Here is a 26781-nt window from a genome sequence, read left to right as displayed (position 1 = left end):
CGATTGCATGAGCACATCGCAGGACAAGTGGGGCGTGGACCGCTCCGACGACGACACATGGGACATCGTCAGCAGCGTGGGATACACCGCGTTGCTGGTCGCGGGATGGCGTGCCTTACATGCGGTGAGCGACCATCCGTTGGTGCGCGACGACTATGCCAAGTACTTCATCGCGGCGTCGGCGGACCCGTTTCTCAACGGCGCCCTCGCTGACCCGGGCACGTCGGAGGGGGCCGCTACCTTTCCCCGCCTGTACGGCGTGCAGACCCGGTTCTTCGACGAGTTCTTCTCCTCAGCCGCGGAGCGGGGCATCCGGCAGGCCGTCATCGTGGCGGCGGGCCTGGACTCGCGAGCTTACCGGCTGACATGGCCAACTGGTACAACGGTATTCGAGGTCGACCAGCCGAAAGTCCTCGAGTTCAAGGCGAGAGTGCTTGCACAGCATTCAGCAGAACCCGCGGCCGACCGACGCGACGTCGCAGCTGACTTGCGCGATGACTGGTCAATACCGTTGCGGGACAACGGCTTCGACACCGAACTCCCGACCGCCTGGTCTGTGGAGGGCATTCTGCCGTACTTGACCGGCGACGCCCAGGACACCTTGTTCAGTCGAATCACCGAATTGTCGGCGCCGGGCAGCCGGCTCGGGATAGGCGCTCTGGGCTCGTGTCTTGACCAGGACCGGCTCGCTGCACTGGAAGGCAGTTACCCGGGCCTCAACCTGTCCGGTGATGTGAATTTCTCCACATTGACCTACGACGACGCGACGAAAACCAAACCGGCACAATGGCTAGCCGATCATGGGTGGACGGTCGACCCTGTGCAGACCAACCCGGAACTGCAGCGCGAATACGGCCGGACCCCGCCGCACGTCGACATGGACCTCGACGAGATCATGCACTCCGAGTACATCACCGCCACGCGCTAGTCGGCCACGACGTAGGCGGTGCCTCGTCCCGCCCGTTCCCACAGCACCCCGCTCTCGGCCGTCACTCCGCCGCGGATCAACTCGCGTTTGAGAATCTTGCTGGTCGCGGTGTGCGGAAGCTCATTGTTGATCCGGACGAAACGCGGCCACGCCTTGGGCGACAAGTCGGGTTGAGTGGCCAGGAATTTCTCGAATTCCGCCGGAGTCAGCGATGCGCCGTCGTTGAGAACGATGGCGGCCATCACCTGGTCGCCGACGTCTCGATCCGGCACCCCGTATACCGCGACCTGGTTGATCGGGGCCAGCCGCTGCAGAATTCGCTCGATGGGTGCGGCAGCCAGATTCTCGCCGTCGACCCGCAGCCAATCCGCCGTGCGACCGGCAAGGTAGATCCAGCCGTCGGTGTCCCGATACGCCAGATCACCCGACCAGTACATGCCGTGCCGCATCCGCTGGCTGGTGGCCGCGGGGTCGTTGTAGTACCCGGCGAACGGGCCGGCTCCCTCGGTGTTGACCAGCTCCCCCACCGCCTCGTCGAAGTTGGCCAGGGCGCCGTGCTTGTCGAAAACCGCTGGCGCGCACTCGGTCACCGATTCCCGGTGGTACACGGCGACGCCGGGATATCCCCTGCCGATAGATCCGGCAGGCGTGCCGTCTTCGCGGGTGACGATGACGGCGAACTCACTTGATCCGAAGCTGTCGACAACCCGGCAGCCGAATCGCCGGGCGAATTCGTCGATATCACGATCGGTTGCCTCGTTGCCGAACGCGATCCGCAATGTGTTGTCGGCATCATCGGCCCGCTCCGGGGTGGCCAGCATCAGGGCCAACGGCTTGCCGACGTAATTCATGTAGCTGACGTTGTAGCGACGGATGTCATCGAGAAACCTCGATGTCGAGAACTGGGCGGGCACCATCGCCGCACCGCTACCGATGGCCACCGCCCAGCCGGCCGCCACTCCGTTGGAGTGAAACAGCGGCATCGACAGGTAGCACACATCGTCGGCGGTGACGTCGTACTGCCCGATCAGGCTGGCGCCGCAGAGAATCGCCATCACGTGGGCGAACCGAACTGCTTTCGGGTCGCCGCTGGTTCCCGACGTGAAGATCAGCATCAAGGTGTCGGCCGGTTCGACCTCGCGCCACGGCACCAGCGGCGGCGCGGCCTCGACTTCGTCGAGGTAGCGCTGCGACGCCACGTCGAGCACGGTGATGCCGTCAAGATCCAGGCTGTCCAGCAGTGGTAGATGCTCGGAATCGGCAAGCAGCAGTTGGCAATCCGATCGTCGGATGTCGGACAGCAGCCCGGCGCCGCGACGCGTGGTGTTGATCCCGCACAACACGTAGCCGCCCAACCCGGCCGCCGCCATCGAGCGCAGCATGGCCGGCGAGTTGCCGAGCAGCGCGCCGACGTGCAGCGGACGAGCAGTGTCGGCAAGACCGATCAACGCCGACGCTTCGCGCGCGGCCTCGGCAAGGTGCTCGCGCCAGGTCCAGGTCTGATCGCCGTGCGCAACCGCGAGGGTGTCGTCGCGCATCCGGGACCGCAGCAACTGCTGCACGGTCTCAAACATCGGTTGGCTCAGGCCGATACCGCAACAACGTGATTCCGCTGTCGGGAATGTCGCAGAACACCGGGCTCACCCGCATTCCTATCCGGACATTGGCCGGGTCCACGTCCACCAGCTCGGTGCTGAGTCGCGGTCCGGCGTCCCACTCGACGACGGCGAGGATCTGCGGCAGCGAATCCGCCCACGGTGGCCCGGTGGGGCGGCGCGCCACCGTGAATGTGTACACCGATCCGGCGCCGTCGATTTCGCGCCACTGCAGGTCGTCGGCCAGTGTGCCCGGCGCCAGGGTGCGCGGATAGAACACGTACCGCGCCAGCGACGGCGAATACTGCACCAGGATCCGGTGTTCGGTTAGTGCCTGCCAGAACGGCGCTGACACGGGGGTGGCCTCGGGAAGCGGTGTCGCCTCGATCATCTCAGGCACCACCCAGTACCAGCGCAACTTGTTCACTCATGATCCCGCCGGTGCCGCTGACGAATGCGTGATTGCAGTCGGCGACCTGCGCCGCGGCGGCCCGGCCCATCACCTGACGCGCGGCATCGACCACGTGGTGCATGCCGCCGGCCATTCCGGCTTGCCCGAATGAGAGCTGCCCGCCCGCGGTGTTGAGCGGAAAGTCGCCCGCAAAAGTCAGGTCTCGCTCGTTGACCCAGGCCATCCCTTCGCCCTTGCCGCAGAAACCGGCGTCTTCGAGGGTCATCAAGACGGTGATGGTGTAGCAGTCGTAGAATGATGCCATGTCGACGGCTGAGGGGGCGAGGCCTGCCATCGCGAAAGCGTGTTCGGCGGCGCGCGCGATCGGCGTCGTCATCAAGTCTTCGGCGTAGGTCGCCGTCTTGAAGGCGATGTGCTCGCCGAATCCCTTGATCCACACCGGCCGGTGACGGGCACGGCTGGCTATGTCGGCGTTGGCGACCAGGACACCTACACCGCCCTGCACCCGCATCACCGTCTCCAGCATGTGGATCGGATCGGCGATCATCGGGCTGGCCAGAACGTCGTCGACGGTGATGGGCTTGCCGTGAAACACCGCGCCTGGATGCGCGCACGCATTCGCACGCTGGTCGACCGCAATTTTCGCCAGAGCTGTTGCGTCGTAACCGAAGAGGGCGGCGTACCGCTGCGCGATCTGCGCGTAAGGTCCGTTCTGGCCCACGTTGCCGTACGGAATTTCGAACTCGGCCTGTGGTGAGCCGTACTTGTTGCTCGACGCGCCGTGCCACCCGGGCGGCGACGGTGGGTGGCGTGTCGACGTCGGCAGCACCGCCGAACCGGGCACGACCGCGAGCACCGCGTCGCACAGCCCGAGCTCGACGGCGACGGCTGCGCGCCACACCATCCCGGCGGATGTGGCGCCGCCAAGGTCGACGCGTTCACCGAAATTCACCGGCAGACCCAGATATTCGGCGAGGGTGGCGGGTGCGAACATGTCGGATTCGGCCAAGCCGTGGCATACCAGGCCATTGACCACCGCGGGGTCCACACCGGCATCGTCGACAACCATCTTGGCCAGCAGCGCATACTGGTCGAGGGTGAACGACGGTGGGCGGGATTGCTTGCGCTCGGCTGGCAGTTCGGCGATCCCGATGATCGCGGCATCGCCCCGCAGGCCCGTCACGGCTGGTCTCCGCGCAGCGGCAGTGCAACCGTGGCGGTGCCTGGCATCAGCACGGTGTCGCCGCGCCGCCCGGCGATTTCCAGGTCGACCAGACCGACGTTGTCCCCCAGCCGCTTTGCGGTCACCGATCCGCCGAAGTTCAGCTCCTCGCCGGGTCTGGCGACGGCCCGGTTCTGCACCGAGTACTCCACCAATCGGCCACGCCCGCCGATCCAGTCGGTAATGGCGCGGGCCAGCAGTGCGGCCTGCAGCGGACCCTGCACGATGACGTCGTCATAACCCTCGACCGTTCGCGCCCAGTCCTTGTCGTAGTGGATCCGGTGGCCGTTGTACGTCGCGGCGCTGAAGAAGAACAACTGCCTTTCATCGGCCGTCACCGCCAGCGCCGGCAAGGTGTCGCCCGGGTGGACGTCCTCGTAGAAGATCTGCTCGCGGGCCACAGCGCTCCCTAGGGTCGGGCGATCATCGATGTTGTTGCCTCAGCGACCAATTCTGTCCGCTGGTTGCGGTACACGGTTCGCCAGGTGACCAGAACGAACCTGCCGGAGCGGCCTTGCTTCTCCACGATCGACTCGATCGTCCGCACCATCTCGATCTCGTCGCGGTGGTACGCCGGCCCGTGAAACGTGGTGCTCTCCCCGCCGGCCATGCGCTTGGGAGCACGGGGAAAAGCAAGGCTGCCCGACACGGCTCCGGACGAGCCATCCGGCCGCAACCCGTCCAACGGCGTGACTCCCAGAATGGTGTACTGGAGGTAGAGCGGTGGGCAGATGATGTCGCGATAGCCTTGGGCACGAGCGTATTCGGGGTCGAACCACAGTGGATTGTGATCACCGACTGCCGCGGCCCATCGTTGCCAATCGCGCCGGTTGACTTCACCCGTTGCGGTGGCCGCTACCGTTCCCACTCGTGACGCCGATTCGGCGTCGATTAGACTCTGTTCGTTCACGCCTGGTCCTCCAGCCACGTCGCCGCGACATCGGGCCCGCCGCCCAGCGTCGACAACACTCGGGCCCGCTCGGAGAACAAATGCAGATCGGTCTCGACCACATAGCCCATGCCGCCATGCAATTGGTGCGCGTCGAGCGTGATCAGTTTCGCCGCGGTCGCCGCATGCATACGGGCAATCGCGGTCTGACGGGTGGCGGTGTGGCCCTTCCCGATCCAGAACACCGCCGAATGTGCGGCGAGCCGCGCCGCGGCCAGCGCGATATGCATATTCGCCACCAGATGCTGTGCGGCCTGAAAGGACGCGATCGGTCGGCCGAACTGCTTGCGCGCCATCGTGTAATCGACCGTGCGCTGCAGCACAGCCTCACCGACGCCGACCAGGTCCAGCGATAGCAACGCCACTGCGGCGTTGGCTATCCGGCGCAGGTCTTGTTCGGCCAGGCCCGCACCGTCGGCCCCATCCAGCACCGCCGCGGGATCAATCACCTCGACATCGTCGAATCCGATCCGGAATGTGCGGTGCCCGCCCATCAACCGCAGCGGGTCGATCCACAGGCCCGCCGCGGTCAACGGCACGACGAACGCCATGATCCGCTCCCCCGCCGCGGCTGCCGACACGACGAGGTGGTCGGCCAGGTCGGCGTCCGCGACGAAGTCGACCGCGCCGCTGAGTCGCCAGCCGCCCCAAGCCTCCGAACGCACACGCAGCGTCGGTGTGGTCACTGCGGCATTACGTGGACCCCATAAACATGTTGTGGCACTGATGTTTCCGTTGGCCAGCGACGGTAGCCACGCCGCATGCTGGGCGGGTCCGCCGAGCAGCTGGATGGCCAGAGCGGCCTGCACGGTGCCGTGCACGATCGTCGGGCACAGGCCGCGGCCCGCCTCGAGGCAGAAGATGCCTAGGTCCGACAGCGCGCCGCCGGCGCCGCCGTATTCCTGCGGGAGCAACAGGCCGAAAACGCCGGCGTCTGCCAACGCCTTCCACAGCCGGGCGGGCATCGAGCGCGGGTCCGCGTCGCGAAGTTCGCGGACCAGGCTCGTAGGGCACTCGGCGGCGAACAGCGCGGCGAGCATCGACGCCAGGTCTCGCTCGTCCTGATCGGCCAGCAGGTTCACGATGCCGGCCGTCAGCGTCCGTAGGACGGCATGCCGTGGCCACGCTGCGCGATCACGTCGCGAAGTACCTCGTTGGTGCCGCCGCCGAACCGCATCAGCGGTGACACCCGGTAGAGCCGTTCGAATTTCCCGTCCTCGGGCGCCCCGGGGCTGCGGTACGCCAACAAGCCGTCGGGGCCGAGCAGGTCGATGGCCAAATCGGCGATCCGCTGGCGTAATTCGCTGCTGAACACTTTCTCGACGCTGACCTCCACGGTGGGGATCACTCCGCTGTCCAGCAACGAGGCCGCCTGATACCCCATCAGCATGGCCGCCTCAACATCCGCTTCCGCTTGGGCGAGACGGCGGCGGAAGCCGGCGATCTGTAAGGGCACCGAACCGTCGCGTCGCGGCCGGCCGGCCAGCTCGTTCAGTTCGTCGAGTGCCCGGCGCAGATCCCCCGCATTGGTCAGCGCGCCTCGCTCGAGATCCAGCGCGCCGGTGATGTAGGTCCAGCCTCGATTGAGTTCCCCGATCAAGTTGCCGACGGGCACTCGTACCGCGTCGAAGAACACTTCGTTGGTGCGATACCCCGACCATGCGTAGAGCGGACGAATTTCTATCCCGGGCAGATTCATCGGAACCATGATCACCGAGATGCCGCGGTGCCGAGCCGCACTGGGATCGGTTCGCACACAGAGCCATTCATGCGTGGCACGGTTTGCGACGCTGTTCCAGATCTTGGAGCCGGTGATGACCCATTCGTCGCCGTCTTGCACCGCCCGGGTGCGCAAACTGGCCAGATCGGTGCCCGCTTCGGGCTCGGAGTAGCCGACCGCGCAGATCAGCTCGCCGCGCGCGATCGGCGGAAGGAACTCGAGCTTGTTCTGTTCGGTGCCGTGCCGCATGATCATCGGCGCGACCGATGTCACCGTGAGGTCCGGACCCGGGACGCCCCAATACTCGAACTCGCGCATCAGCAGGTGCTGATAGACGGCGCCGAGTCCCAGACCGCCGTACTCCGAAGGCCAGTTCAGCCCGAACCAGCCCCGCTCGCCGATCCTGCGCCGGAATGCCGCGACCTCCCGGTCGGGCAATTCCTGGCCGTGCTCGGCCAGTTCGGATCGCAGCGCCGGGGTGACGTTCTCAGTAAGGAACGCGCGCACCTCGGCCAGCCAGGCGTCCTGCGCCCCGTCGAGTTCGAAATCCACCATCCTTTTCCTAGCGGGTTCTCGATGCTTGCGCCCGCAATTGCGAAAACGAACCTAAAGTCTTACGACGTGCCCCTCGAGGATCTGCAGTCGGTGTCGGCCGCCCTCGCGGAGATTGCCGCCAGTCTGGCCGGACACGAAATGGGCGCCTGATGCAGTTCTGGTCTGGCACACCGTTTATGGAGACGGCAGACGCGCTGGCGATCGCGCGAATGCTGGATGAGTGTGGCTACGACGGGGTGATCTGTGCCGATCACCTGATCTATCCACGCAACCTGACGTCGCCGTACCCGTCACCCGCCGGTCGTCCGCCGTGGCCGCCGGAGACGGCGTGGCCGGATTCCTGGATCATGATCGGTGCGATGTCGTCGATTACCCGACAGTTGCGCTTTTCCAACGCCATCTACGTCGCCCCGTCCCGCCCGCTGGTGGAGGTGGCCAAACAGGTGGCGACCGCGTCGGTCATTTCTGGCGGTCGGGTGTCCCTGGCCGTCGGCGCCGGCTGGATGCGCGAGGAATTCGACCTGCTGGGACAGGATTTCAGCACCCGCGGAAAGCGGCTCGACGAAATGATCCCGGCGTTGCGCGCGCTGTGGCAGGGCGGCTGGGTGTCGTGGAATGGTCGGCATTACCAGGTACCCGAGTTGATGCTCGAGCCGCACCCCGCGACGCCGGTGCCGATCTTGTGCGGCGGCGAATCGGAGGTGGCGTTGCGCCGCGCCGCCCGACTGTGCGACGGGTGGGTCGGCACGGCGTACGTCTGGGACGACGCGGTTCGTTACGTGCAGAAGTTGACCGCGCTGCGACGCGAGTACGGGCGGGCCGGCGAGCCGTTCGACATCATGCTGGCGCTTCTCGAGGTGCCGTCGGCTGACCTCTACCGACGCGCCGAAGACCTCGGCGTCACCGCGGTGATGTGCGCGCCATGGATGGGCGAAGATGTCGGGCCAGACGACCGCGAGGGCTGCCGCGCCGCGATCGAGCGGTTCGCCGAGACCGTCGTCGACAAGTGCCGGTAGCGGTTAGAACTTGTGCGGGACGTCGTTGACCAGTCCGCCGTCCATCACGAACTCAGCCCCGGTCGAGTACGACGATTCGTCGCTGGCCAGGAACAGCACGAAGGTGGCGACCTCCTCGGAGACGCCGGGCCGGCCAAGTGGGACGGTGACCATGTCGTCGGGGAAATGCTTGGTCATCGGGGTGCGGATGAATCCCGGGTGGATGGAGTTGACCCGGATGTTCTGCGAGGCGAGTTCGAGCGCAGCGGATTTGGTCAGGCCGCGGACCGCCCACTTGGAAGCGACGTACGGGTGCACCATGACGGCGCCGCGCAGGCCCTCGATCGACGACACATTGATGATGGAGCCGCCGCCAGCGGCCTTCATCGGCTCGACGACGGCCTGGATGCCGTGGAACGTCCCGTTCAGGTTGACGTCGATGACCTTGTTCCACTTGTCCACGTTGAACTGTCCGAGCTGGCCGAGTGCCACGATGCCGGCGTTGTTGACGAGGACGTTCAGCTTGCCGAAGTCGTTGACCGCGGTGGACACCGCGGCGTCCCACTCTTCGGGCTGGGTGACGTCGAGGTGGACGTAGCGCGCCGCGTCGCCGATCTCTTCGGCAAGTTTCTTGCCGTCATCGTCGAGGATGTCGCCGATCACGACCTTGGCGCCCTCGTTGACCAGTGCGCGAGCGTGGGCAGCGCCCATCCCCCGAGCGCCGCCGCTGATCAAAGCAACTTTTCCGTCCACTCGTCCCATGCGGCGTCACGCTACCGCAGCCGGGCATGAAATTAGAACTTGTTCCACCGGCCCTACGGCGATCGCGAACTGGGAAACAATCACACGATGAGTGCTACGACCTCCCTATTGACCGCATGCAGCGGGTTCCTCTTAGCCGTGCTGTGGATGGACCTCATGTTCGATGCTCAGGTGCTCGCGGACCGGCATCCCGGCGGTGAGCTGCCCGAGTCGGTGCTGGATTCCATCGCGCGCTACTACCGGCGTGCGGTCACCGAATCGCGACCGATGAGCCACCTCATCGCGGTGGTCATGGTGGTGTTGCTGGGCGCGTTGGGGTTCCGGGCGGTCCGAGGGCACGACCCGGTCTGGCTGGTGGCGGTGTCGATTGTGCTGGCGGGTGCGCCGATTCTGCTGGCCGCGACGCATACGGTGCCCAATGCCGTTCGACTCGGCGGCCGTTCTGGCAGCCGACCCGCCCAGACAGCCCTGGCACGGTCCATCTGGCGTGATCATCTGGCGTGCGCGGTCTGCATGTCAGCGTTTCTGGTGCTGTGGGTGGTCCACGACGCCGTGTTCTGAACGGTCCGCGCGAAGCGCTCATGCCCGGGTGGTTACAGCCGTCCGGATCCGTACTAAACTAGAACACGTTCCAGTTCGCCTACGCCGCTGTAAGCAACCAGGTAAGGATCAGGCATGCACACTCCCATCTGCGACGAACTCGGCATCGAGTTTCCGATCTTCGCGTTCACGCACTGCCGCGATGTCGTCGTCGCGGTGAGCAAGGCCGGCGGATTCGGCGTGCTGGGTGCGGTCGGCTTCACTCCCGAGCAGCTCGAGATCGAGCTCAAGTGGATCGACGAGAACATCGGCGACCATCCGTACGGGGTCGACATCGTGATCCCCAACAAGTACGAGGGCATGGATTCGCGTCTGTCCGCCGAGGACCTTGCCGAGACATTGCGCAAGATGGTGCCCCAGGAGCACTTGGACTTCGGAAAGAAAATCCTCGCCGACCACGGAGTGCCGATCGAGGACAGCGACGGCGACAGCCTGCAATTGCTCGGCTGGACCGAGGCGACGGCCACTCCTCAGGTCGAGGTGGCGCTCCAGCACCCGAAAGTGAAGATGATCGCCAACGCGCTCGGCACGCCGCCGGCCGAGATGATCAAGCACATCCACGACGCCGGACTAAAAGTCGCTGCGCTGTGCGGCTCCCCGTCGCAGGCCCGCAAGCACGCCGACGCGGGTGTCGACATCATCATCGCCCAGGGTGGCGAGGCCGGTGGGCATTGCGGCGAGGTGGGCTCAATTGTGCTATGGCCCCAGGTCGTCAAGGAGGTGGCCCCGGTCCCCGTCCTTGGCGCGGGTGGCATCGGCAGCGGCCAGCAGATCGCCGCGGCTCTGGCGTTGGGCTGCCAGGGCGCGTGGACCGGCTCGCAGTGGTTGATGGTCGAGGAGTCCTCGAACACCCCGGTGCAGCAGGCCGCCTACGTCAAGGCGGGCAGCCGCGACACCGTGCGCAGCCGCTCGTTCACCGGGAAGCCGGCCCGAATGCTGCGCAACGACTGGACCGAGGCCTGGGAGGCGCCGGACAACCCGAAGCCGCTCGGAATGCCGTTGCAGTACATGGTTTCCGGCATGGCGGTGCGGGCGACCAACAGATTCCCCAACGAATCCGTCGACGTCGCATTCAACCCGGTCGGTCAGGTCGTCGGGCAGTTCTCCAAGGTTGAGAAGACGTCGACCGTCATCGAACGTTGGGTGCAGGAGTACCTGGAAGCGACCAACCGGCTCGACGAGCTGAACGCCGCGGCGTCCGTCTGATTACTCGTCGTCCGGCGGGCCGGTGAAGACCTCTTTGGTGCGCTCGACGGCGTAGGTGGCGATGTCGATCGAGTTGTGCACGATGTCGCCGGTTCCGCCGGCGATGTCACCTTTGATGATGTGACCGGCGTTTTCGACGATGTCCGAGGAACGCTCGACGGCGTTCTGCACGATGTCCCGGGCGGCGTCGATCGCGTCTTTCGGCCTGAAGGCCATTGTTGTCTTCTCCTCTGTCGGTGAAGCGGTTACTGGGTGACACCCGTGTCGGCTGGGAAGCCGCCGCCGATACCGTTCGGAGCCCCGCCGCCGGTCCGCTGGCCGATCTGCCAGCCGTGTTCGGTGCACAGCATCGGTTGTCCGTCGGGTGACTGGGCCGATGCTCCCCGCGGGTTGTCGCACTTGGCGCCGACCTGCTGCACCCCGTACAGCGGGTAGGTGATCACCCAGTACCCCGTCTGCGCTGCCGGGAACTGGTTGATGATGAAGTGGCAGGCCTCGGCCTGACCGCCGGGGCCGCGCCCGAAGATGAACCGCTCGTAGTTGTCGCACGGCGCACCCAGCGATGCGTCGTAGTTCATCCCCGGCACATCGCCGTCGTATTGCCCGGGGTCGGCAACGGCGGCCGGGGCCAAGCCGACAGCCGCACCCGTGATCGCTGTGGCGATGAGCAGTTCGCGAATCATGACCCACCTTCGATGGTTGCGTAATCGGGGCCATCTCACGGGCCCCGTGACCTGCAGGCAAGCATAGTCAGTGCCACCGGCGCCACAAGGCTGTTTCGCGCGACGGCATGCCGAGCCCGGTCAGCGGTCAGCAGGCCGGTAAGTGCAGATCAGAACACCGGTAGCGGCCGTCGTCGCCGAAACGAGCTCGAGCGGATGGGCGGAGCCATCGTCGGGAAACAATCGCTTGCCGCCGCCCAGCAGGATCGGCTCGATCATCAGCCGGTATTCGTCGACCAGTCCGTGCGCGATCAACTGCGCGGCCAACGATGCACTGCCCATCACTTGCAGCGCCTGGCCCTCGCGTGCGCGCAGTTCGCGCACGGCCCCGATGGCGTCGTCGGCCGGCAGCAGAGTCGAGCCGGACCAGCTGAGGTCCGGTTGACTGAGCGTCCGCGACGCCACGTACTTCGGTATCTCGTTCATCCGGTCGGCGAACGGATCACCCGCCCGGTCGGGCCACGCTGCGGCCATCGTCTGCCAGGTACGCCGGCCGAACAGCAGCGCCTCGGTTGTGGCCATGATTTCGCCGACCGCGGGGCCCATGCTGTCCGGATCGAAGTACGGCATCGACCATCCGCCGTGCCGGAATTCGCCGTCGACGTCCTCCTCCGGACCGCCCGGCGCCTGCACGACACCGTCGAGGCTGATGAAATCACTGACAACGATGCGCATTGTCGATTCCTTTCCTGGTCCCTCTGCGTGGCTACAAGATCCAGACCATGCACCCGGCCGAAACTCATCGGAGCCCAAGGCGAGAACACGTTCCAATCCATCATCGGCGAATCCGTCGAGAAGCCGTTCCATCTCGGGTGTCGCGGTGCTTTACTGGGCCAGAACGCGTCATATCCAAGTCGTTTTCACTCATAGGAGTGCCACTGATGCCGACTCCGAATCTTCCTTCCGGATTCGATTTCACCGACCCCGACGTCCATGCCGAGCGACTGCCGGTTGAGGAACTGGCCGAGCTGCGACGGACCGCGCCGATCTGGTGGAACGAGCAGCCATTGGGGGCGGGCGGATTCGACGACGGCGGCTTTTGGGTGGTGTCCAAACACAAAGACGTCAAGGAGATTTCGCGGCGCAGCGACGTCTTCTCCAGCCTGCAGAAGACGGCGCTGCCGCGCTACAAAGACGGCACGGTCGGCGAGCAGATCGAACGCGGCAAGTTCGTCATGCTGAACATGGACGCGCCCCAGCACACCCACTTGCGCAAGATCATCTCCCGCGGCTTCACCCCCCGGGCCGTCGAGCGGCTGCGCGACGACCTGCGCGAACGGGCTCGGCAGATCGTGGAAAACGCCGCGGCTCAGGGATCCGGCGACTTCGTCGAACAGGTGTCGTGCGAGCTTCCGCTGCAAGCCATCGCCGGCCTGCTGGGTGTGCCGCAGGAAGACCGGATGAAGCTGTTCCACTGGTCCAACCAGATGGTCGGCGACCAGGACCCCGAGTTCGAGAACAACGACGCGATAGACGCCTCGATCCAACTGATCATGTACGCCATGCAAATGGCCGCCGACCGGGCCGCGAACCCCGGTCCCGACATCGTCACCAAGCTGATCGAGGCCGACGTCGACGGTCACAAGCTCTCCGACGACGAGTTCGGTTTCTTTGTCATCCTGCTTTCCGTCGCCGGCAATGAGACCACTCGCAACTCGATCACCCAGGGCATGATGGCCTTCACCGACTTCCCCGATCAATGGGAGCTGTACAAGAAGGAACGTCCGGCCACCGCCGCGGACGAGATCGTTCGGTGGGCTACGCCGGTCACGTCGTTCCAGCGGACCGCGCTCGAGGACTACGAGCTGTCCGGCGTACAAATCAAGAAGGGTCAGCGCGTCGTAATGGTCTATCGCTCAGCCAATTTCGACGAGGAGGTGTTCGACGACCCGTTCACCTTCAACATCCTGCGTGACCCGAATCCGCACGTGGGCTTCGGCGGCACCGGCGCGCACTACTGCATCGGGGCCAACCTGGCGCGAATGACGATCGACCTGATGTTCAATGCGATCGCCGACGCGATGCCCAATCTGGAGTCGGTCGGCACTCCCCAGCGCCTCCGTTCAGGCTGGCTCAACGGCATCAAGCACTGGCAGGTCGATTACCACAGCGATGCCTCGGCGAAATGCCCTGTCGCGCCTTAGGCTACGGCTATGCCGTCACATAAAGCAGTTCACGTTAAGTCCGCGGGCGCGCCGCTGGAGCTCGCCGAGGTCGAGACCACGCCGCCAGCGCGCGGCGAAGTGCGGGTCAGCGTCGGGGCCTGCGGCATCTGCGGCACCGACGCCCACTTTGTTTCCGGTGACTTCCCCGGCCTGTCATGGCCGTTGACTCTCGGCCACGAAATCGCCGGCACGATCGCCGAAATCGGCCCGGGCGTCGAGGATTTCGCGGTCGGTGACCGCGTCGCCGTCGGCTGGTTCGGTGGCAACTGCAATCACTGCGCACAGTGTCGCAAGGGCCTGTTCATCCACTGTGTGAACGGCAAGGTGCCAGGTTGGCACTACCCCGGCGGCTACGCCGAATCGGTGACCGTGCCGGCCACCGCGCTGGCCCGCATCCCCGCGGAACTCTCCGACGCGGAAGCCGCTCCGATGGGCTGCGCCGGTGTGACGACCTACAACGCGCTGCGTCACACCAGCGCGTTGCCGGGTGATCGGGTCGCGATCCTCGGTGTCGGCGGACTCGGCCACCTCGGTATCCAGTTCTCTCGAGCAATGGGTTTCGAGACCATCGCGATCAATCGCGGCACCGCCAAAAAGGATGACGCGATCAAGCAGGGCGCACATCACTACGTCGACGCCACCGACGGCGACGTCGCCGAAGCGTTGAACGACCTCGGCGGGGTCGCTGTGGTGCTGGGCACCGCAGGAGCATCGAAGGCCATGGCCGCGACGGTCGGCGGCTTGCAACCCCGGGGTGAGCTCATCACCATCGGGGTCACCCCTGAGCCGCTGCCGATCAGCCCGCTGCAACTGATCACACCGGGGCTCAGCATCGTCGGACATCCGTCTGGGACTGCCAGCGAGATCGAAGACACCATGAAATTCGCGGTGCAGACCGGCGTGCGGGCCTGGATCGAAGAGCTGCCGCTGGCGCAGGCCGCGGAAGGCTATGCGGCACTGGAGCAGGGCCGGGCGCACTACCGCACCGTGTTGACGGTTTGACCCAGCACGACAGCGCGGTGTGGAGCCTTGACGGCTCCCACGGTGAGCTGCTGATCCATACCGGCGTCGCCGGTCGCGCCGCGCAGATGGGGCATCGGCTGACGATCGCGATGCGCAGCTGGCAGGCGACGACCCAGTGGGATTCCGACCAGCCGGTCAGCGCGGAATTGACGGTCGACGTCGGTTCGCTCGAGGTGGTGCGCGGCGAGGGTGGCCTGACCCCGTTGTCCGGCCCGGAGAAGATCCTGGTGCGCAGCAACGCTTTACGCTCGCTGGACGCTCGTCGATTCCCGCTAATCAGCTTCTCCGCCGAGACTATTGAGAAGACGGACGACGGCTACCGGTTGACCGGGACGTTGGCCATCCACGGCAAGACCCGGGCACAGACCGTGGAAGTGCGCACCGATGACCTGGATGGCAGCTGGTGGCTGTCCAGCGAAACCACGGTCCGGCAATCCGACTTCGGAATCAAGCCGTACTCGCAGCTGTTGGGTTCCTTGAAAGTCGCCGACGATGTCACCGTGTTGTTTACGGCCGAGTGCGCCAAAGAATTCTGACGAAGGGAGTCGCGATGCGGATCGGAGTGGTGTTCCCGCAGACCGAGATTGGCGCTGACGCGGGTGCCGTCCGATCCTACGCCGAGCATGCCGAGGCGCTTGGGTTTGCTCACCTGCTCGCCTACGACCACGTCGTGGGAGCCGACCCGGATGTCCACGCCGGCTGGAACGGCCCCTACGACCTGCACACCACGTTCCACGAGCCGCTGGTGACCTTCGGCTACCTCGCTGCGATCACCACCTCTTTGGAGTTGATCACCTGCGTCGTCATCCTGCCGCAGCGTCAGACCGTTTTGGTCGCCAAGCAGGCCGCCGAAGTGGACCTTCTCAGCGGCGGCCGGCTGCGCCTGGGAGTCGGACTCGGCTGGAACGCGGTCGAGTATGAGGCTCTCGGAGAAGACTTTTCGACGCGGGGCAAACGCTGCGACGAACAGGTTGAGTTGATGCGCAGGCTGTGGACCGAGCCCAGCGTCACCTTCAGCGGCAGCTATCACCACGTGACCGGCGCCGGGCTGGCGCCGCTGCCGGTACAGCGGCCGATTCCGGTGTGGTTCGGAGCGTCATCCCCGCCGGCGTTGCGCCGCGCCGGGCGGCTCGGTGACGGCTGGTTCCCGATGGTCGGTCCTGGAACCAAGCTCGAGCGGGCGCGTCAGCAGGTGGCGCAGGCGGCGAGGGAGGCCGGCCGAGACCCCGCGCAGATCGGCATGCAGGGCCAGGTGTCCTGGAACGGCAGCGCCGAGGACTTGGCGGAGGGCTTGCGAATCTGGGCGGACGCGGGCGCATCGCACGTGTCGATCAACACCATGGACGCCGGGCTGGCATCAGTCGATCAGCACCTCGCCGCATTGACCACGGCCGCCGAAATTGCGAGCGATATCACGGGTTAACGCTGCGCTTGGCCGCCGACGCTAGGGTGACGGAGCTCCGGGCGGTGGAGGCTGTGGCGGCGGCTGCTGCTGGTCGGGCGCCTGTCCGTGCAGGCGTTCGAGCAACTTCGTCAGCAGCGGGTGCGGGTTGGGCGGCTCTTCCGGCGGCGGAGGTGCCACCGGAGGTGGTGGTGCCACGGGCGGCGGAACCGGCGCGGCTACGGGCACGTTGGCCGGCGCCTGAGCGGCGACGGGCTGCTGCTGAGACGCCGGCACTTGCTCCGCCGCAGGCTTGGGGGCCGGGCGGGCCGCCGGGGTCTCGACCGCGACCGGTCGCGGAGCCGGGGCCTCGGCGACCGGGGCGGGCGCGGCCCAGTGAGCCGCCGGCCGGACCGGGTCGGGTGCATGGTGGGGCACAAGGTGCTGACCCATCGCGAGCGACAGCGATGCGACGAACGTGACCGCTCCGGCGCCCAGCATCGTCAACGCTCCGGCATACGGACGTTGCCGCGAGGCGTCGTGGTCCTGTCGCCAGCTATTCACGGTCTCGAGCATCTCGGCGTCGGTGAATTCGGTGCTCTGAGCTGACGCGAGTGCGGCTCCACGCGCCAGTACCAACTCGGCGCCCGGCTGGGAGATGACCGGGACCGGCACCGCTGCTTCGAGACGCGTTGACAACGCGTCGAGTTCGTCTTCGGCACCGACGATCACGATGCCGCTTGGCTGCCATGAGCTGCGGTCGAACAGCGTGGTCAACCAGTGCACCAGATGATCGGGCCCACCAGACAACTGCCTGATGGCCGTCCGCGGCTCGGCGCCGTCGTTGTCGACCATCACCACGATCGTCGACTCACCGTCCAGCACGCACACGGCGGCTTGGTCGTAGCCGACGACCGGAGCGATCGCGCAGGCGAGCAGCTCGCACGCGTCGTGTAAGCGGACCGGGACGACATTGTCGAAACCGGCGTCGGTCAACGACTCCAGCAGCAGCGCGGATTCTGCTGCCGCTTCGTCGCTCCAGGTGACGCCGACGACGTGAAGTCGTTGGTCATCGCCAGCGGCGGCGGCCTGCGCTTCCAGCACGGCCGCGCTGGCCTGTTCCGAAGTGTGGACCGCCTGGACTCCATTGGCGGGGGGCACGTCGAAATCGTCGTGATCGAGGGTGGTTCCGTCGGCGTCACGGCCTTCCACCAGGACCCAGCCGACTGATGTCGATGTCAGCGACAGCCCAAGTACCGTATCCAAATCTGCACCTCAATCGCGGCCCAATGCCCGTGCGCCGCAAGCAGCGACCAGACGAGTCAGAGCGCTGGTTCGTGAGCGGCGGAAGGACCGGGACAGCGTGGTCTCGTCGGTCTACCCCGGGTGAGCCTACGCGGTCGCGGCGCTGAAAGGCGACCGGGGATTGACGCGTGTGCAATGTCGTGAGGCCGCAAAATGTTGCCACGAATCGCCGTTCGGCCCGCATTACGCGAGGTCCGCGCAGGTGGCAGCGGTCGGCACGGTAACCAGACACGTTTGCGTCTTGATCGACATATGGACGACCGCACGGTAGGTTTCCGGTAGCGCGCAACGCCGTCGACAAGGGGTTCATATGGGATGCGTAAACGAGAAACTGGGTGGCTGGCTGCGGCGACTGACTATCGCCACGATCGCGGCCGCCGCCCTACCGGGCCTGATCGGCCTCGTCGGCGAGGCGCCGACAGCGGGGGCGTTCTCCCGGCCCGGCCTTCCCGTCGAGTATCTGCAAGTGCCGTCGGCGTCGATGGGTCGCAGCATCAAGGTCCAATTCCAGCCGGGTGGGACCAACGCGCCAGCCGTGTATCTGCTGGACGGCCTGCGCGCCCAGGATGACTACAACGGCTGGGACATCAACACCCCGGCCTTCGAGTGGTACTACCAGTCCGGGCTGGCGATCGTCATGCCGGTGGGCGGCCAGTCCAGCTTCTACACCAACTGGTACAGGCCGGCCTGCGGCAAGTCCGGCTGCTTGACCTACAACTGGGAAACCTTCCTGAGCAGCGAACTGCCCGGCTATCTGTCGTCGCAGAAGAGTGTCAAGGCGACCGGCAGTGCGGCGGTTGGCATCTCGATGGCCGGTGCATCTGCAATGAATCTGGCGATCTATCACCCGGGGCAGTTCATCTACGCCGGTTCGCTGTCCGGCTACCTCAGCCCGTCCACCGGGCAGGGCGCGATAGGCCTGGCGATGGGTGATGCCGGCGGCTACAAGAAGGAAGATATGTGGGGGCCCGACAGCGACCCCGCGTGGCAACGCAACGACCCCACGGTCAACGTCGGCCAACTCGTGGCCAACAACACCCGGCTCTGGGTGTACTGCGGCAACGGGACTCCGAATGAACTGGGCGGCGCCAACTTGCCGGCCACGTTCCTCGAGAGCAATTTCATGATCGGCGTCAACAAGAAGTTCCAGGACGCCTACAACGCCGCGGGCGGTCACAATGCCGTCTTCAACTTCCCGCCCTACGGCACCCACAGTTGGGAGTACTGGGGAGCGCAGTTGAACGCCATGAAGCCCGATCTGCAGGGCGCGCTGGGCGCGCACGCCGGCTGAGACCTGCAGAGCAAAACCGGGCTTGACGGAATCCCGTCAAGCCCGGTTTTCTGTTGCCGCCCTGGTTAATGCAGTCGTTCGGTGACATCGATCCACGCCGCCCCGCGGTGACTGTTCATGTCGTGACACTGGCCGTAGATACGGCCGATGCCGTGCGTCGTCGAGTCGCGATCCGGGTAGAGGAGCGCGTTGACGCCGTCTTTCGACAGATTTCTGCCGAACATGTGTTGGTTGGGTGGTAAACCCTCACGCCAGCCGTGCGCAACCATAGCCGCCGCGATGGTCCGGAAATACTGGTCCGCGCTGACGTCGGGCGGCAGCTGAAAGTCCAGGTAGACCGCTCCCTGATAGGGCGGGCTGTCGTGGTCTTTGCACGACATCAAGAGGTAGCTGGCCGTCGGCTGCTGAAGAGCCGCGATTGCGACGATGTCTTTCGCTTGCTCGACGACCTCGCTTTGAGTCTGCGCGTCGGTGGCGGTAGGACCGGGGTGTTCCACAGCGTTGGCCGCCGACGAGTGCAGTCGGTTGATCGCCAGAAAGGCCGCACCGACGAGGACGGCAGTCGACAGGACGGCAGCGATCACCGCCCGTACTGAGGGCGAGCGGATGTCGGACGTGTCGCGGCCGTCAGTCATGGGTGACCACTAACCGAGCTAAGCCACGTGGTGGCGTCAGCCCCCCAGAGCCGCGAGGAGTTCTTTGATCCGGGCCGCTTCTTCGTCGGTCGGGATCTCCTCGGCCTCGATGGCGTCGAGCAGCTCGGGCGTGAGTCCCGCGCCGTTCGCGGTTTCCTGCGCCGAGAGTTTCGCGCGCCGGCGAACGACATAGAGCTGCTGGCCCAACGTCGCGCCCGGCGCCTCGGACGCCATCGCCATCAGGTCGTCATAGCGTGTCCGAACTCCGCTGAGGGACACGATGACTGACGGAGTCGCCCGACCGCGAGACGCTGCTTTAGTGAGTGCCGTCTGCAGTTTCCGTAGACCGGACAGGATCACGTTCGCGCGTGCGGAGAACTCTGGATCTTTGATGTCGGGCAAGGCGTCGATCGCAGCGGAGAACATCTGCATTGCGGCCTCGACCAAGCTGACGATGACCGGCGCCTCGCCGTCATCCGGTCCCCCGTCGTTCTTGGAGCGCTTTGTGCTGTGGAACGAATCGTCGATGATCATCACTCCGTCCGAATCTTGATTGGAGACGTCGAAACGCTAGCGCGGATCCATCGTCTGGACAAGGTACCGGCTTTTCGTACAGTTTCTGAATATCCGTGTGGCGCACAATGACGGGACTCGTTGAACATCGGCATTTCCGCGCACCCGCCGGCCGCGAGCATGCTTGGATCAGCCCATGCAGGGCTCTGCGACAGTTCATATGGCGGCACCGGCGGACAAGATTTGGGACCTGGTCGCCGACGTCCGAAACATCGGCAGATACTCCCCCGAAGTCTTCGAAGCCGAATGGCTCGACGGAGCGACTGGGCCCGCGCTGGGCGCGCGATTCCGCGGCCACGTCAAGCGCAACGAGATCGGCCCGGTGTACTGGACAGTCTGCCGCGTCACCGCCTGCGAGCCCGGCCGGGAATTCGGTTTCGAGGTGCTCGTGGGCGATCGAGCGGTGAACAACTGGCACTATCGGCTGGCGCCGTCGGGCGACGGTACCGACGTCACCGAATCATTCCGGATGGCGTCCTCGCCGTTTGTCGGCCTCTACTTCTGGCTGTTCGGCGGCTTCCTGCGTCAACGACGAAACGTCAGGGATATGACCAAAACATTGCATCGCATCAAGGATGTGGCCGAGGCATGAATGGACAGTGGTCGCGCGACGAGATCGAATCGGCTTTCGAGCGCCATAGGCAAGTCGTCGTAGAGATCGGTTCCAGTTGGGACTGGTCACGCTTCGCCGACCAATTCACCGAGGACGCAACCTACGTCGAGCACACCTACGGAACGATGCATGGCCGCGAGCAGATCCGCGACTGGATTGTCTCGACAATGAACGTCTTTCCCGGCAGCGAGATGCCGTTCTATCCGACGTCCTGGCACTCCATCGACGTCGAGCGCGGCTGGGTGTTCTGCGAGTTCCAGAACCAGATGCGCGATCCCGGCGACGGGAGCATCCACCAGGCCGCCAATCTGTCGGTGATGAAATACGCCGGCGACGACTTGTGGAGTTATGAGGAAGACGCCTACAACCCGATGAACTTCCTGCCGATGGTGCGCGAGTACATCCAGCGGAGTTACACGTTGGGCAATGCCAGCGACGACGCGATCGCGTTCGCGAAAAACATGAACTGGGAATTGGGCTGACGGCCGACCTCCGCTCTGGGCCGTAGGCTTTGGGACAAGCACCGCGCGACGATGTGGAGGGGCTCACCCGTGGAGATCGCACTCAAGCAGAGGTTGCATTGGCTGGCGCTGCACGGCTTTGTCCGCGGCGGCGCCTCGATCGGCGCGCGACGGGGGGACCTGCAGGCCCGCTTGATCGCCGACCCGACCGTCAAAGCGAACCCGGTGCCGTTCTACGAGGAGGTGCGGTCCCGCGGTCCGCTGGTGCGATCCCGGATCGGCTACATCACCGCAGACCATGCGATCGGGCACGAGTTGCTGCGTTCCGATGACTTCAGTGTGCTGTCGATCGGATCGAACCTGCCCGCGCCGTTGCGGTGGCTCGAGGGTCGCGTTCGCGATGACCTACTGCATCCCCTGCGTCCGCCGTCACTGCTGGCCGTCGAACCGCCGGACCACACCCGCTACCGCAAGACGGTGTCGTCGGTGTTCACCCATCGCGCGGTTTCGGCACTGCGGGACGGAGTCGAGCGGACCGCGGAGTCGTTGCTGGACGAGCTTTCTCGCGAGCCGGGCGTCGTCGACGTCGTCGACCGCTACTGCGCCCAGCTGCCGGTGGCGATCATCAGCGACATCCTGGGCGTGCCGGACGGCGATCGTCAGCGCATTCTCGAGTTCGGTGAACTCGCCGCGCCCAGCCTGGATTTCGGGCTGCCCTGGCCGCAGTACCGGCGCGTGCAGCGCGGGATCGCCGGCTTCAATTTCTGGCTGGACACCCATCTGGACAAGCTGCGCCGCGCCCCCGGTGACGATCTGATGACCCAGCTGATTCGTAAGGCCGAAAGTGGTTCGTCGGAAACATATCTCGATCGCGACGAGCTTCGGGCGGTCGCCGGTCTGGTCTTGGCAGCCGGATTCGAGACCACAGTCAACCTGCTGGGCAACGGGATTCGCTTGCTGCTCGACAATCCCGAGCATCTGCGGACGCTCAGTCAGCGGCCCGAGCTGTGGCCCAACGCCGTCGAAGAGATCCTGCGGCTGGAATCGCCCGTCCAATTGACGGCCCGGATCGCGTTGAACGACACCGTGATAGCGGGCCACCCGGTCAGCCAAGGGGAATTGGTCATCGTGTACGTTGCCGCGGCCAACCGCGATCCGGCCGTTTTCGCCGACCCGAACGCGTTCGACATCGAACGCGACAACGCCGGCAAACATCTGGCGTTCTCCGGCGGTCGGCACTTCTGCCTGGGCGCGGCTTTGGCTCGGGCCGAGGGCGAAGTGGGATTGCGATCGTTTTTCGATCGCTTCCCCGACGTGCGCTCTGCCGGCGCGGGCAGCCGCCGGGACACCCGGGTTCTGCACGGGTGGTCGACGCTGCCGGTCGCCTTGGGTCCGGCCAGGTCGATGGCCACGCGCTAGCCGCTCGCCTTTCCGCCGAAGTAGCATTCCAGCGTCATGGTGCACACCAGCTGACCGGTGCGGTTGAACATGGTGCCCTGTGCCAATCCTCGACCGCCGATGCCGCTCGGTGAATGCTGCTCGTAGAGTTGCCAATCCGACAGGTCCGGCGGGTGATGGAACCACACTGCCAGATCCATCAGAGCCGAGAAGCCCGGTCCCAGTGGCGTCGTGCCGCGCGCGATCATTGCCGACTCAAGCAGTGTGCGGCCCGCGACGAAGACAGCCAGGCAGCTGGCGACTACCGGGTCGGCGGGAGCAACGCCGTTGGGACGCCACCACATTCGAATGCTTGCCGGCGACTCGGCCATGTCGGATGCCAGCCGTGCCGACGGATCCACGTATCGCCAGTCGATCGGCTGCTCGCGCACCCACCAGCCACCGCGTTCGTGGGCGTAGTCGCGGTGCTGCTCGGCGAAGGTCGGTATGGATTCAGGATCCGCTAGATCCGGTGGAAGTTGCTGGTAGACAGCGCTTTCAACGGACTTACTGAACGACGCGATGCCTTCGAGCAATACCGAGCCGAACTGGCGGGCCGTCACGCGCCGGGCTGAGAAGGTGCCGCCGTCATGCAGCGCTGTGACTTCGAAGTCGACCGGATGACGAGCGTCACCGGGCCGAAGGAAATACATGTGCATGCTGTGCGGTAAGCGCTCAGGCACGGTGCGACTGGCTGCCATCAGAGCCTGTGCCGCGATGTGGCCGCCGGAGATGTGATGCCCGATTTCGTCGATCTGATTTCCGACGAAGAACTCCGCGTTGACCTGTTCGAGGTCGAGGGTGTCGAGGAGTTGGCTCAGCGTGATGACGGGCGGCGGAGAGGTCACGCACGCATCATGCCGCTAAGACAGGTAGCGGCCAAACCACTCCAGCACCCGCCGCCAGGCGTCCTCGGCGGCGGCCGCGTTGTAGCGCGGTCCGGTGTTGTTGAAAAACGCATGGTCGGCGTCGGGTTCGACCACGATGTCGTGGATCAGCCCGGCGCGCTCGAGCGCGGCTTTGGCCGCCGGCTCCGAATCCGTGACGCGCTTGTCCAGGGCGCCGTAAAACGCCAGCACGGCAGTGGACTTGTCGCCGCTGAAGTCGGGACTGTCGGGAAGCGGACCGTAGAACGGCACCGCAGCCGACAAGCGTGCTGTGTGCGAGGCCAGTAGCTGCCACACCAGCCCGCCGCCGAAGCAGAATCCGACGACTGCGAGTTTTCCGCCAGGGACCCGGTTCTGCAGTTCGTGGACGCCGGAATTCAGATCGGCGATGAACCGATCCTGCGGCGCCGCGGCCAGTGCGGCGGTCGCCTTCGCCGGGTCGTCGAACTGTCCGGTCCCGCCTTCCTCGGACAGCAGGTCGATCGCCAGCGCCGAGTACCCGGCTCCGGCGAACCGTTCGGCCACCGACCGGACCCAGTCGTTGAGCCCCTTGTTCTCATGAATGACCAGCACCCCGCGACGGGCGTTGTGGGCCTGCGCCCAGGCACCTTGAAGTTCGCCACGCGGACCGGCCCAGGTGATCGGCTCGGTGGGCAGGGCCTGCTTGGCGCCCGGCGGCTCCACTCCCTCGCCCGAGTGCGAGTGAAGGGGTTGGCTTGGCTTGTCGTCGCAGGCCGCGATCAACGAGGCCGCAGCACCGGCGCCGAGCCCGAGCAGCGCCAGGCGTCGGAACGCTTCACGTCTGGTCAGCAATCCGTCGACGTGATCGGTGGCGATTTCCTCGGCGATGTATTGCTGTAGCGAAGTCATCATGGCGAGTATGCGCCACAATCTGTCCACCTGCCCGGATGGCGCTGCCGCACTGGGTCAGTCGAAGTTGTCCGGGTCGGCCACCGGGATCAGCAGATGCGACGGAGTCGGCCCACCTTGGTGCAGCTGATAGGTGCCGCCGGCCAGCGCGCGTCGGGCGGGCACGGTCGGGACGAGGTGCGGGAAGTCGAACGTGGTCACTGTGAGTCGCAGCCGGTGACCCGACTCCAGCAGCGCGGCGGTCGGGAAGACCTCGATGTCGCAGCGGGTCAATTCGCCGGGCACCACCGGTTTGACGGCTGACCGAGTGCTGATGTGATGCGGCTTGAGCACGGTGCCGTCGGCCAGATACCAGGTGCGGTCCGGGTCCAGCGCACGATGCGAACCCAGCAGCGCGCCCTGGGTCAGCGGTCGGCATCCGCCGTCGGGCGCAACGTCGTCAATGTGGGCGACCCACAGCGACTCGGTGGTGTCCGCGGTCGCATGCAGGGTCAGCGTGATCGGTCCGGCGATCAACTTCGGCGTAGCGAAGGCCTCGGTGGTGTAGGTGAGCGCGCCGCGCTGCACTCGCCGGTTGTCCTGGTCGTAGCGGGTGTTTCCCCCGCGCTGGGCGCGGATGAAGCTTGTCATTCCGAGCGTCCACTGCTCGACGCTCCGGCCGGCCACGGGACCGCGGCCGACGTATTTGACTGTGGCCGTGGAGGTTTCAGGCGCATTGTCGGCGGTCAGACGGCCGGCATCGGAGAGATAGAACCGGGTCGGTGTCGCGGCGGGGAACGGATATTCCCGGGCATGGAACCACCGCGAGCTGCCGATGGGCTGAAAGGTCAGCGGCGCCCCGGAGATCTCGGCCTCGGCGTCGTCGTTCAGCCAGTAGTCGAACCAGCGCAGCTGCAGCGCGTGGAGATGCAGCCCGCTGTAGTCGGTGACGTGGTACCAGGGGCCCATCATCAGCCGCAGCTGCTCGGACACCGGCTGACCGGGTTGCATCGGCTGCTCGTCGGGCCGCCCCGCGTAGGCGTTCTGCAGCGCGGCGTAATTCAGCGGAGCGCCGCGCTGGAAGGCATCATGCCAGCCGCCCACCAGGAAGACCGCCACCTTGTTGGCGACGACGTCCGGGAGCACCGTGGCGGGCCGCAGCGCGTCCCAAAATTGTTCGTCGAAGGCTGTGTCACCGCCGGCCACGGCATCGGCGATCAATGGCCGGAAGTAGCTGCGCTGATCGCGTCCGCGCTTGCGCACGCCGGCGATCCCGCCGGCCCGCGGCCGCGGATGCTTGCCGCGATTGATCACCTCCAGCGCCGGGTTGACGACGTTGAGCAGCCGATAGACCCCGCCGTAGGCCCGCACAGTGCGCAGATGCGGCGCACCGCCCATCGCCGCCGCGTCGCGGTAGAAGTCGCGCGCGGCCATCACCGGGAAGATCGCCTTGAGCGGCGAGTTCGGCCCGACGGCGGCGGCGGTGAACAATTGGTTGATCGCCAGGTAGGACACGCCGAACATGCCGACCCGTCCGTTGGCGTTGGGCAACTTGGACGCCCAATCGACCAGCTCAACCCCGTCTTGTGCTTGCCGTGCGCCGAACATCTCAAAGGAACCGTCGGAGACGCCGCACCCCGGACGTCGACCATCACCTCGATGTAGCCCCGCTTGATCAAATACGGAGTGGGGCCGCCACCGATTTGGGCGGCCGGGGGCGGGGCCTTCTTGCCGTACGGCGTCATCGACAGCAGCACGGGGAACGGCCCGGCGGCGGGCCGGTCGGTGCCGGGTTCGGTGGGGTGATGAATGTCGACCCGCAACTCGACACCGTCGCTCATCGGCACCGCGACATTGTGGTGAATGCCCGCCCCGTACTGAGCCGCTCTAGGTGTCCAGGGCGGCGAGAACGGCGATGGACTGGTTTCGCGGGCATGTTTGCGTCGTGATCGCAGCGTTGGCATCCCCACCTCCTGCACGCATGATTGCCTGGCCAGACTGTAAAGATCCGCTGATCCACGTCACGCGCGGGGGTTGCCTGACAGGCTTGGTCCATGTCGGTTGAAAAAGCGGTGCTCGGACTGTGGCAGGCCTTATCCGGCCGGGACTGGGACACCGTCAAAAAGTTCCTGTCCGCGGATTGCATCTATGTCGATATGCCGGTCGGCCCGACCCTCGCCGCTCGCGGACCCGACGACATCGTCAAGCGACTCAAGGTCGGGCTCGAGCCGCTGGCAGGCTACGAGAATCACGACGGGGTTCTGGTGTCGAACGGCTCCGACGTCATGTACGAGCACTCAGAAACCTGGAATTGGAAGAGTGGCGAAACGGCTGTGCTGCAGTTCGTTTCGGTCCACCGCGTCGAAGACGGCAAAGTGACGCTGTGGAAGGACTATTGGGACATGGGTGGCATGACCGCGCAGGCGCCCCCGACCTGGCTGGAGGATCTCGCGGTGGCCGACACGTCGTGGATTTTCGACGCCACAGGACTGATC

29 protein-coding genes and 1 pseudogene are annotated in these 26781 nt (G+C 65.7%); 13 read left to right on the top strand and 17 right to left on the bottom strand.

Annotated elements, in window-relative coordinates; translation table 11 throughout:
* Positions 1 to 7 precede the first annotated feature (7 nt).
* Positions 8 to 928 carry a class I SAM-dependent methyltransferase gene (locus tag VGH54_RS03530; RefSeq protein WP_331510550.1) on the top strand — a complete coding sequence of 307 codons (921 nt, stop codon included), beginning with the start codon at positions 8 to 10 and terminating at the stop codon, positions 926 to 928.
* Here VGH54_RS03530 and fadD1 read toward each other — a convergent pair.
* From fadD1 to VGH54_RS03495, 7 genes are read right to left on the bottom strand one after another with little or no spacing between them, the layout of a single operon-like run.
* Positions 925 to 2502, bottom strand: a complete 1578-nt coding sequence (gene fadD1, locus VGH54_RS03525) for a fatty-acid--CoA ligase FadD1 (RefSeq protein ID WP_331510549.1) — start codon at positions 2500 to 2502, stop codon at positions 925 to 927. The two genes, VGH54_RS03530 and fadD1, sit on opposite strands and share 4 nt — an antisense overlap.
* The gene (locus tag VGH54_RS03520) at positions 2495 to 2914 is read right to left on the bottom strand and encodes a Zn-ribbon domain-containing OB-fold protein (RefSeq protein WP_414688631.1); all 420 of its coding nucleotides are present in this window, start codon (positions 2912 to 2914) and stop codon (positions 2495 to 2497) included. The genes fadD1 and VGH54_RS03520 overlap by 8 nt, the downstream gene beginning before the upstream one ends.
* 1 nt (position 2915) lies before the next feature.
* Positions 2916 to 4118: a thiolase family protein gene (locus VGH54_RS03515; RefSeq protein ID WP_331510548.1), complete on the bottom strand. Its 1203-nt coding sequence runs from the start codon at positions 4116 to 4118 to the stop codon at positions 2916 to 2918.
* Positions 4115 to 4558 (bottom strand): MaoC/PaaZ C-terminal domain-containing protein, encoded by a 444-nt coding sequence (locus VGH54_RS03510; protein WP_331510547.1) that lies wholly within the window; start codon positions 4556 to 4558, stop codon positions 4115 to 4117. The genes VGH54_RS03515 and VGH54_RS03510 overlap by 4 nt, the downstream gene beginning before the upstream one ends.
* A gap of 8 nt (positions 4559 to 4566) precedes the next feature.
* On the bottom strand, positions 4567 to 5067 hold the full coding sequence (locus tag VGH54_RS03505; RefSeq protein WP_331510546.1) for a MaoC family dehydratase: 501 nt from the start codon (positions 5065 to 5067) through the stop codon (positions 4567 to 4569).
* Entirely contained in the window at positions 5064 to 6188 is a 1125-nt protein-coding gene (locus tag VGH54_RS03500; protein ID WP_331510545.1) for an acyl-CoA dehydrogenase family protein, read from the bottom strand. The genes VGH54_RS03505 and VGH54_RS03500 overlap by 4 nt, the downstream gene beginning before the upstream one ends.
* A gap of 11 nt (positions 6189 to 6199) precedes the next feature.
* The gene (locus tag VGH54_RS03495; RefSeq protein WP_331510544.1) at positions 6200 to 7378 is read right to left on the bottom strand and encodes an acyl-CoA dehydrogenase family protein; all 1179 of its coding nucleotides are present in this window, start codon (positions 7376 to 7378) and stop codon (positions 6200 to 6202) included.
* A 152-nt stretch (positions 7379 to 7530) separates the two neighbouring features.
* Between VGH54_RS03495 and VGH54_RS03490 the strand changes: the two genes are divergently transcribed.
* On the top strand, positions 7531 to 8397 hold the full coding sequence (locus VGH54_RS03490) for a TIGR03619 family F420-dependent LLM class oxidoreductase (protein WP_331510543.1): 867 nt from the start codon (positions 7531 to 7533) through the stop codon (positions 8395 to 8397).
* Between the two features lie 3 nt (positions 8398 to 8400).
* Here VGH54_RS03490 and VGH54_RS03485 read toward each other — a convergent pair whose 3' ends face one another.
* Positions 8401 to 9138, bottom strand: coding sequence for a glucose 1-dehydrogenase (locus tag VGH54_RS03485; protein WP_331510542.1), 738 nt, complete (start codon positions 9136 to 9138; stop codon positions 8401 to 8403).
* A gap of 87 nt (positions 9139 to 9225) precedes the next feature.
* On the opposite strand from VGH54_RS03485, the gene VGH54_RS03480 reads away from it, so the two are divergent.
* Both VGH54_RS03480 and VGH54_RS03475 read left to right on the top strand, forming a co-directional pair.
* Positions 9226 to 9699, top strand: coding sequence for a hypothetical protein (locus VGH54_RS03480; protein WP_331510541.1), 474 nt, complete (start codon positions 9226 to 9228; stop codon positions 9697 to 9699).
* A 114-nt stretch (positions 9700 to 9813) separates the two neighbouring features.
* Positions 9814 to 10944, top strand: coding sequence for a nitronate monooxygenase family protein (locus VGH54_RS03475; RefSeq protein WP_331510540.1), 1131 nt, complete (start codon positions 9814 to 9816; stop codon positions 10942 to 10944).
* Here VGH54_RS03475 and VGH54_RS03470 read toward each other — a convergent pair whose 3' ends face one another.
* The 3 genes from VGH54_RS03470 to VGH54_RS03460 form a co-directional block, all read right to left on the bottom strand.
* The gene (locus tag VGH54_RS03470) at positions 10945 to 11160 is read right to left on the bottom strand and encodes a hypothetical protein (protein WP_331510539.1); all 216 of its coding nucleotides are present in this window, start codon (positions 11158 to 11160) and stop codon (positions 10945 to 10947) included.
* Positions 11161 to 11189: 29 nt separating this feature from the next.
* A complete protein-coding gene (locus tag VGH54_RS03465; protein ID WP_331510538.1) occupies positions 11190 to 11627 on the bottom strand; it encodes a hypothetical protein in 438 nt (145 codons plus the stop codon).
* Positions 11628 to 11747: 120 nt separating this feature from the next.
* Positions 11748 to 12341 (bottom strand): dihydrofolate reductase family protein, encoded by a 594-nt coding sequence (locus VGH54_RS03460; protein WP_331510537.1) that lies wholly within the window; start codon positions 12339 to 12341, stop codon positions 11748 to 11750.
* 206 nt (positions 12342 to 12547) lie between these two features.
* Here VGH54_RS03460 and VGH54_RS03455 point away from each other — a divergent pair, with 206 nt between their 5' ends.
* Genes VGH54_RS03455 through VGH54_RS03440 form a run of 4 tightly spaced genes read left to right on the top strand, consistent with a single transcriptional unit; the run spans position 12548 to position 16277 of the window.
* Positions 12548 to 13810 carry a cytochrome P450 gene (locus VGH54_RS03455; RefSeq protein WP_331510536.1) on the top strand — a complete coding sequence of 421 codons (1263 nt, stop codon included), beginning with the start codon at positions 12548 to 12550 and terminating at the stop codon, positions 13808 to 13810.
* 9 nt (positions 13811 to 13819) lie between these two features.
* Positions 13820 to 14833, top strand: coding sequence for an alcohol dehydrogenase catalytic domain-containing protein (locus VGH54_RS03450; protein WP_331510535.1), 1014 nt, complete (start codon positions 13820 to 13822; stop codon positions 14831 to 14833).
* Positions 14830 to 15390, top strand: coding sequence for a YceI family protein (locus VGH54_RS03445; protein WP_331510534.1), 561 nt, complete (start codon positions 14830 to 14832; stop codon positions 15388 to 15390). Before VGH54_RS03450 ends, VGH54_RS03445 begins: the two co-directional genes overlap by 4 nt.
* A gap of 14 nt (positions 15391 to 15404) precedes the next feature.
* Entirely contained in the window at positions 15405 to 16277 is an 873-nt protein-coding gene (locus VGH54_RS03440) for an LLM class F420-dependent oxidoreductase (RefSeq protein ID WP_331510533.1), read from the top strand.
* A 21-nt stretch (positions 16278 to 16298) separates the two neighbouring features.
* Here the strand turns inward: VGH54_RS03440 and VGH54_RS03435 are convergent, their stop codons facing one another.
* The gene (locus tag VGH54_RS03435; protein ID WP_331510532.1) at positions 16299 to 17501 is read right to left on the bottom strand and encodes a DUF7159 family protein; all 1203 of its coding nucleotides are present in this window, start codon (positions 17499 to 17501) and stop codon (positions 16299 to 16301) included.
* A 349-nt stretch (positions 17502 to 17850) separates the two neighbouring features.
* Between VGH54_RS03435 and VGH54_RS03430 the strand changes: the two genes are divergently transcribed.
* On the top strand, positions 17851 to 18831 hold the full coding sequence (locus tag VGH54_RS03430; protein ID WP_331510530.1) for an alpha/beta hydrolase family protein: 981 nt from the start codon (positions 17851 to 17853) through the stop codon (positions 18829 to 18831).
* A gap of 65 nt (positions 18832 to 18896) precedes the next feature.
* Here VGH54_RS03430 and VGH54_RS03425 read toward each other — a convergent pair whose 3' ends face one another.
* Positions 18897 to 19466, bottom strand: a complete 570-nt coding sequence (locus VGH54_RS03425; protein WP_331510529.1) for a hypothetical protein — start codon at positions 19464 to 19466, stop codon at positions 18897 to 18899.
* A gap of 36 nt (positions 19467 to 19502) precedes the next feature.
* The gene (locus VGH54_RS03420; protein ID WP_331510528.1) at positions 19503 to 20000 is read right to left on the bottom strand and encodes a hypothetical protein; all 498 of its coding nucleotides are present in this window, start codon (positions 19998 to 20000) and stop codon (positions 19503 to 19505) included.
* Positions 20001 to 20175: 175 nt separating this feature from the next.
* Between VGH54_RS03420 and VGH54_RS03415 the strand changes: the two genes are divergently transcribed.
* From VGH54_RS03415 to VGH54_RS03405, 3 genes are all read left to right on the top strand, one after another.
* The gene (locus VGH54_RS03415; RefSeq protein WP_331510527.1) at positions 20176 to 20631 is read left to right on the top strand and encodes an SRPBCC family protein; all 456 of its coding nucleotides are present in this window, start codon (positions 20176 to 20178) and stop codon (positions 20629 to 20631) included.
* Positions 20628 to 21134, top strand: coding sequence for a nuclear transport factor 2 family protein (locus VGH54_RS03410; protein ID WP_331510525.1), 507 nt, complete (start codon positions 20628 to 20630; stop codon positions 21132 to 21134). Before VGH54_RS03415 ends, VGH54_RS03410 begins: the two co-directional genes overlap by 4 nt.
* 75 nt (positions 21135 to 21209) lie before the next feature.
* Positions 21210 to 22532 (top strand): cytochrome P450, encoded by a 1323-nt coding sequence (locus VGH54_RS03405; protein WP_331510556.1) that lies wholly within the window; start codon positions 21210 to 21212, stop codon positions 22530 to 22532.
* Here the strand turns inward: VGH54_RS03405 and VGH54_RS03400 are convergent.
* The 3 genes and pseudogenes from VGH54_RS03400 to VGH54_RS03390 form a co-directional block, all read right to left on the bottom strand.
* Complete coding sequence (locus VGH54_RS03400) at positions 22529 to 23398, bottom strand: acyl-CoA thioesterase (RefSeq protein ID WP_331510523.1); 870 nt, start codon at positions 23396 to 23398, stop codon at positions 22529 to 22531. The genes VGH54_RS03405 and VGH54_RS03400 overlap by 4 nt on opposite strands.
* A 15-nt stretch (positions 23399 to 23413) precedes the next feature.
* A complete protein-coding gene (locus VGH54_RS03395) occupies positions 23414 to 24307 on the bottom strand; it encodes a dienelactone hydrolase family protein (protein ID WP_331510521.1) in 894 nt (297 codons plus the stop codon).
* Positions 24308 to 24364: 57 nt separating this feature from the next.
* Positions 24365 to 26127, bottom strand: a pseudogene (locus tag VGH54_RS03390) (CocE/NonD family hydrolase).
* Positions 26128 to 26340: 213 nt separating this feature from the next.
* On the opposite strand from VGH54_RS03390, the gene VGH54_RS03385 reads away from it, so the two are divergent.
* The coding region (locus VGH54_RS03385) for a nuclear transport factor 2 family protein (RefSeq protein WP_331510520.1) at positions 26341 to 26781 on the top strand (441 nt) is incomplete at its 3' end.

Origin of the sequence: Mycobacterium sp. (assembly GCF_036488105.1) — a bacterium.
Classification (GTDB): domain Bacteria; phylum Actinomycetota; class Actinomycetes; order Mycobacteriales; family Mycobacteriaceae; genus Mycobacterium.
The sequence above is the reverse complement of the archived record's forward strand: the minus strand, read 5'-3'. Positions and strand labels throughout refer to the sequence as shown.

Bases quoted from the DNA above. Each gene is read 5' to 3' on its own strand.
- VGH54_RS03530 (WP_331510550.1), top strand. From the start codon at position 8: ATGAGCACATCGCAGGACAAGTGGGGCGTGGACCGCTCCGACGACGAC.
- fadD1 (WP_331510549.1), bottom strand. From the start codon at position 2,502: ATGTTTGAGACCGTGCAGCAGTTGCTGCGGTCCCGGATGCGCGACGAC.
- VGH54_RS03520 (WP_414688631.1), bottom strand. From the start codon at position 2,914: ATGATCGAGGCGACACCGCTTCCCGAGGCCACCCCCGTGTCAGCGCCG.
- VGH54_RS03490 (WP_331510543.1), top strand. From the start codon at position 7,531: ATGCAGTTCTGGTCTGGCACACCGTTTATGGAGACGGCAGACGCGCTG.
- VGH54_RS03485 (WP_331510542.1), bottom strand. From the start codon at position 9,138: ATGGGACGAGTGGACGGAAAAGTTGCTTTGATCAGCGGCGGCGCTCGG.
- VGH54_RS03480 (WP_331510541.1), top strand. From the start codon at position 9,226: ATGAGTGCTACGACCTCCCTATTGACCGCATGCAGCGGGTTCCTCTTA.
- VGH54_RS03475 (WP_331510540.1), top strand. From the start codon at position 9,814: ATGCACACTCCCATCTGCGACGAACTCGGCATCGAGTTTCCGATCTTC.
- VGH54_RS03470 (WP_331510539.1), bottom strand. From the start codon at position 11,160: ATGGCCTTCAGGCCGAAAGACGCGATCGACGCCGCCCGGGACATCGTG.
- VGH54_RS03465 (WP_331510538.1), bottom strand. From the start codon at position 11,627: ATGATTCGCGAACTGCTCATCGCCACAGCGATCACGGGTGCGGCTGTC.
- VGH54_RS03460 (WP_331510537.1), bottom strand. From the start codon at position 12,341: ATGCGCATCGTTGTCAGTGATTTCATCAGCCTCGACGGTGTCGTGCAG.
- VGH54_RS03455 (WP_331510536.1), top strand. From the start codon at position 12,548: ATGCCGACTCCGAATCTTCCTTCCGGATTCGATTTCACCGACCCCGAC.
- VGH54_RS03450 (WP_331510535.1), top strand. From the start codon at position 13,820: ATGCCGTCACATAAAGCAGTTCACGTTAAGTCCGCGGGCGCGCCGCTG.
- VGH54_RS03440 (WP_331510533.1), top strand. From the start codon at position 15,405: ATGCGGATCGGAGTGGTGTTCCCGCAGACCGAGATTGGCGCTGACGCG.
- VGH54_RS03430 (WP_331510530.1), top strand. From the start codon at position 17,851: ATGGGATGCGTAAACGAGAAACTGGGTGGCTGGCTGCGGCGACTGACT.
- VGH54_RS03425 (WP_331510529.1), bottom strand. From the start codon at position 19,466: ATGACTGACGGCCGCGACACGTCCGACATCCGCTCGCCCTCAGTACGG.
- VGH54_RS03420 (WP_331510528.1), bottom strand. From the start codon at position 20,000: ATGATCATCGACGATTCGTTCCACAGCACAAAGCGCTCCAAGAACGAC.
- VGH54_RS03415 (WP_331510527.1), top strand. From the start codon at position 20,176: ATGCAGGGCTCTGCGACAGTTCATATGGCGGCACCGGCGGACAAGATT.
- VGH54_RS03410 (WP_331510525.1), top strand. From the start codon at position 20,628: ATGAATGGACAGTGGTCGCGCGACGAGATCGAATCGGCTTTCGAGCGC.
- VGH54_RS03395 (WP_331510521.1), bottom strand. From the start codon at position 24,307: ATGACTTCGCTACAGCAATACATCGCCGAGGAAATCGCCACCGATCAC.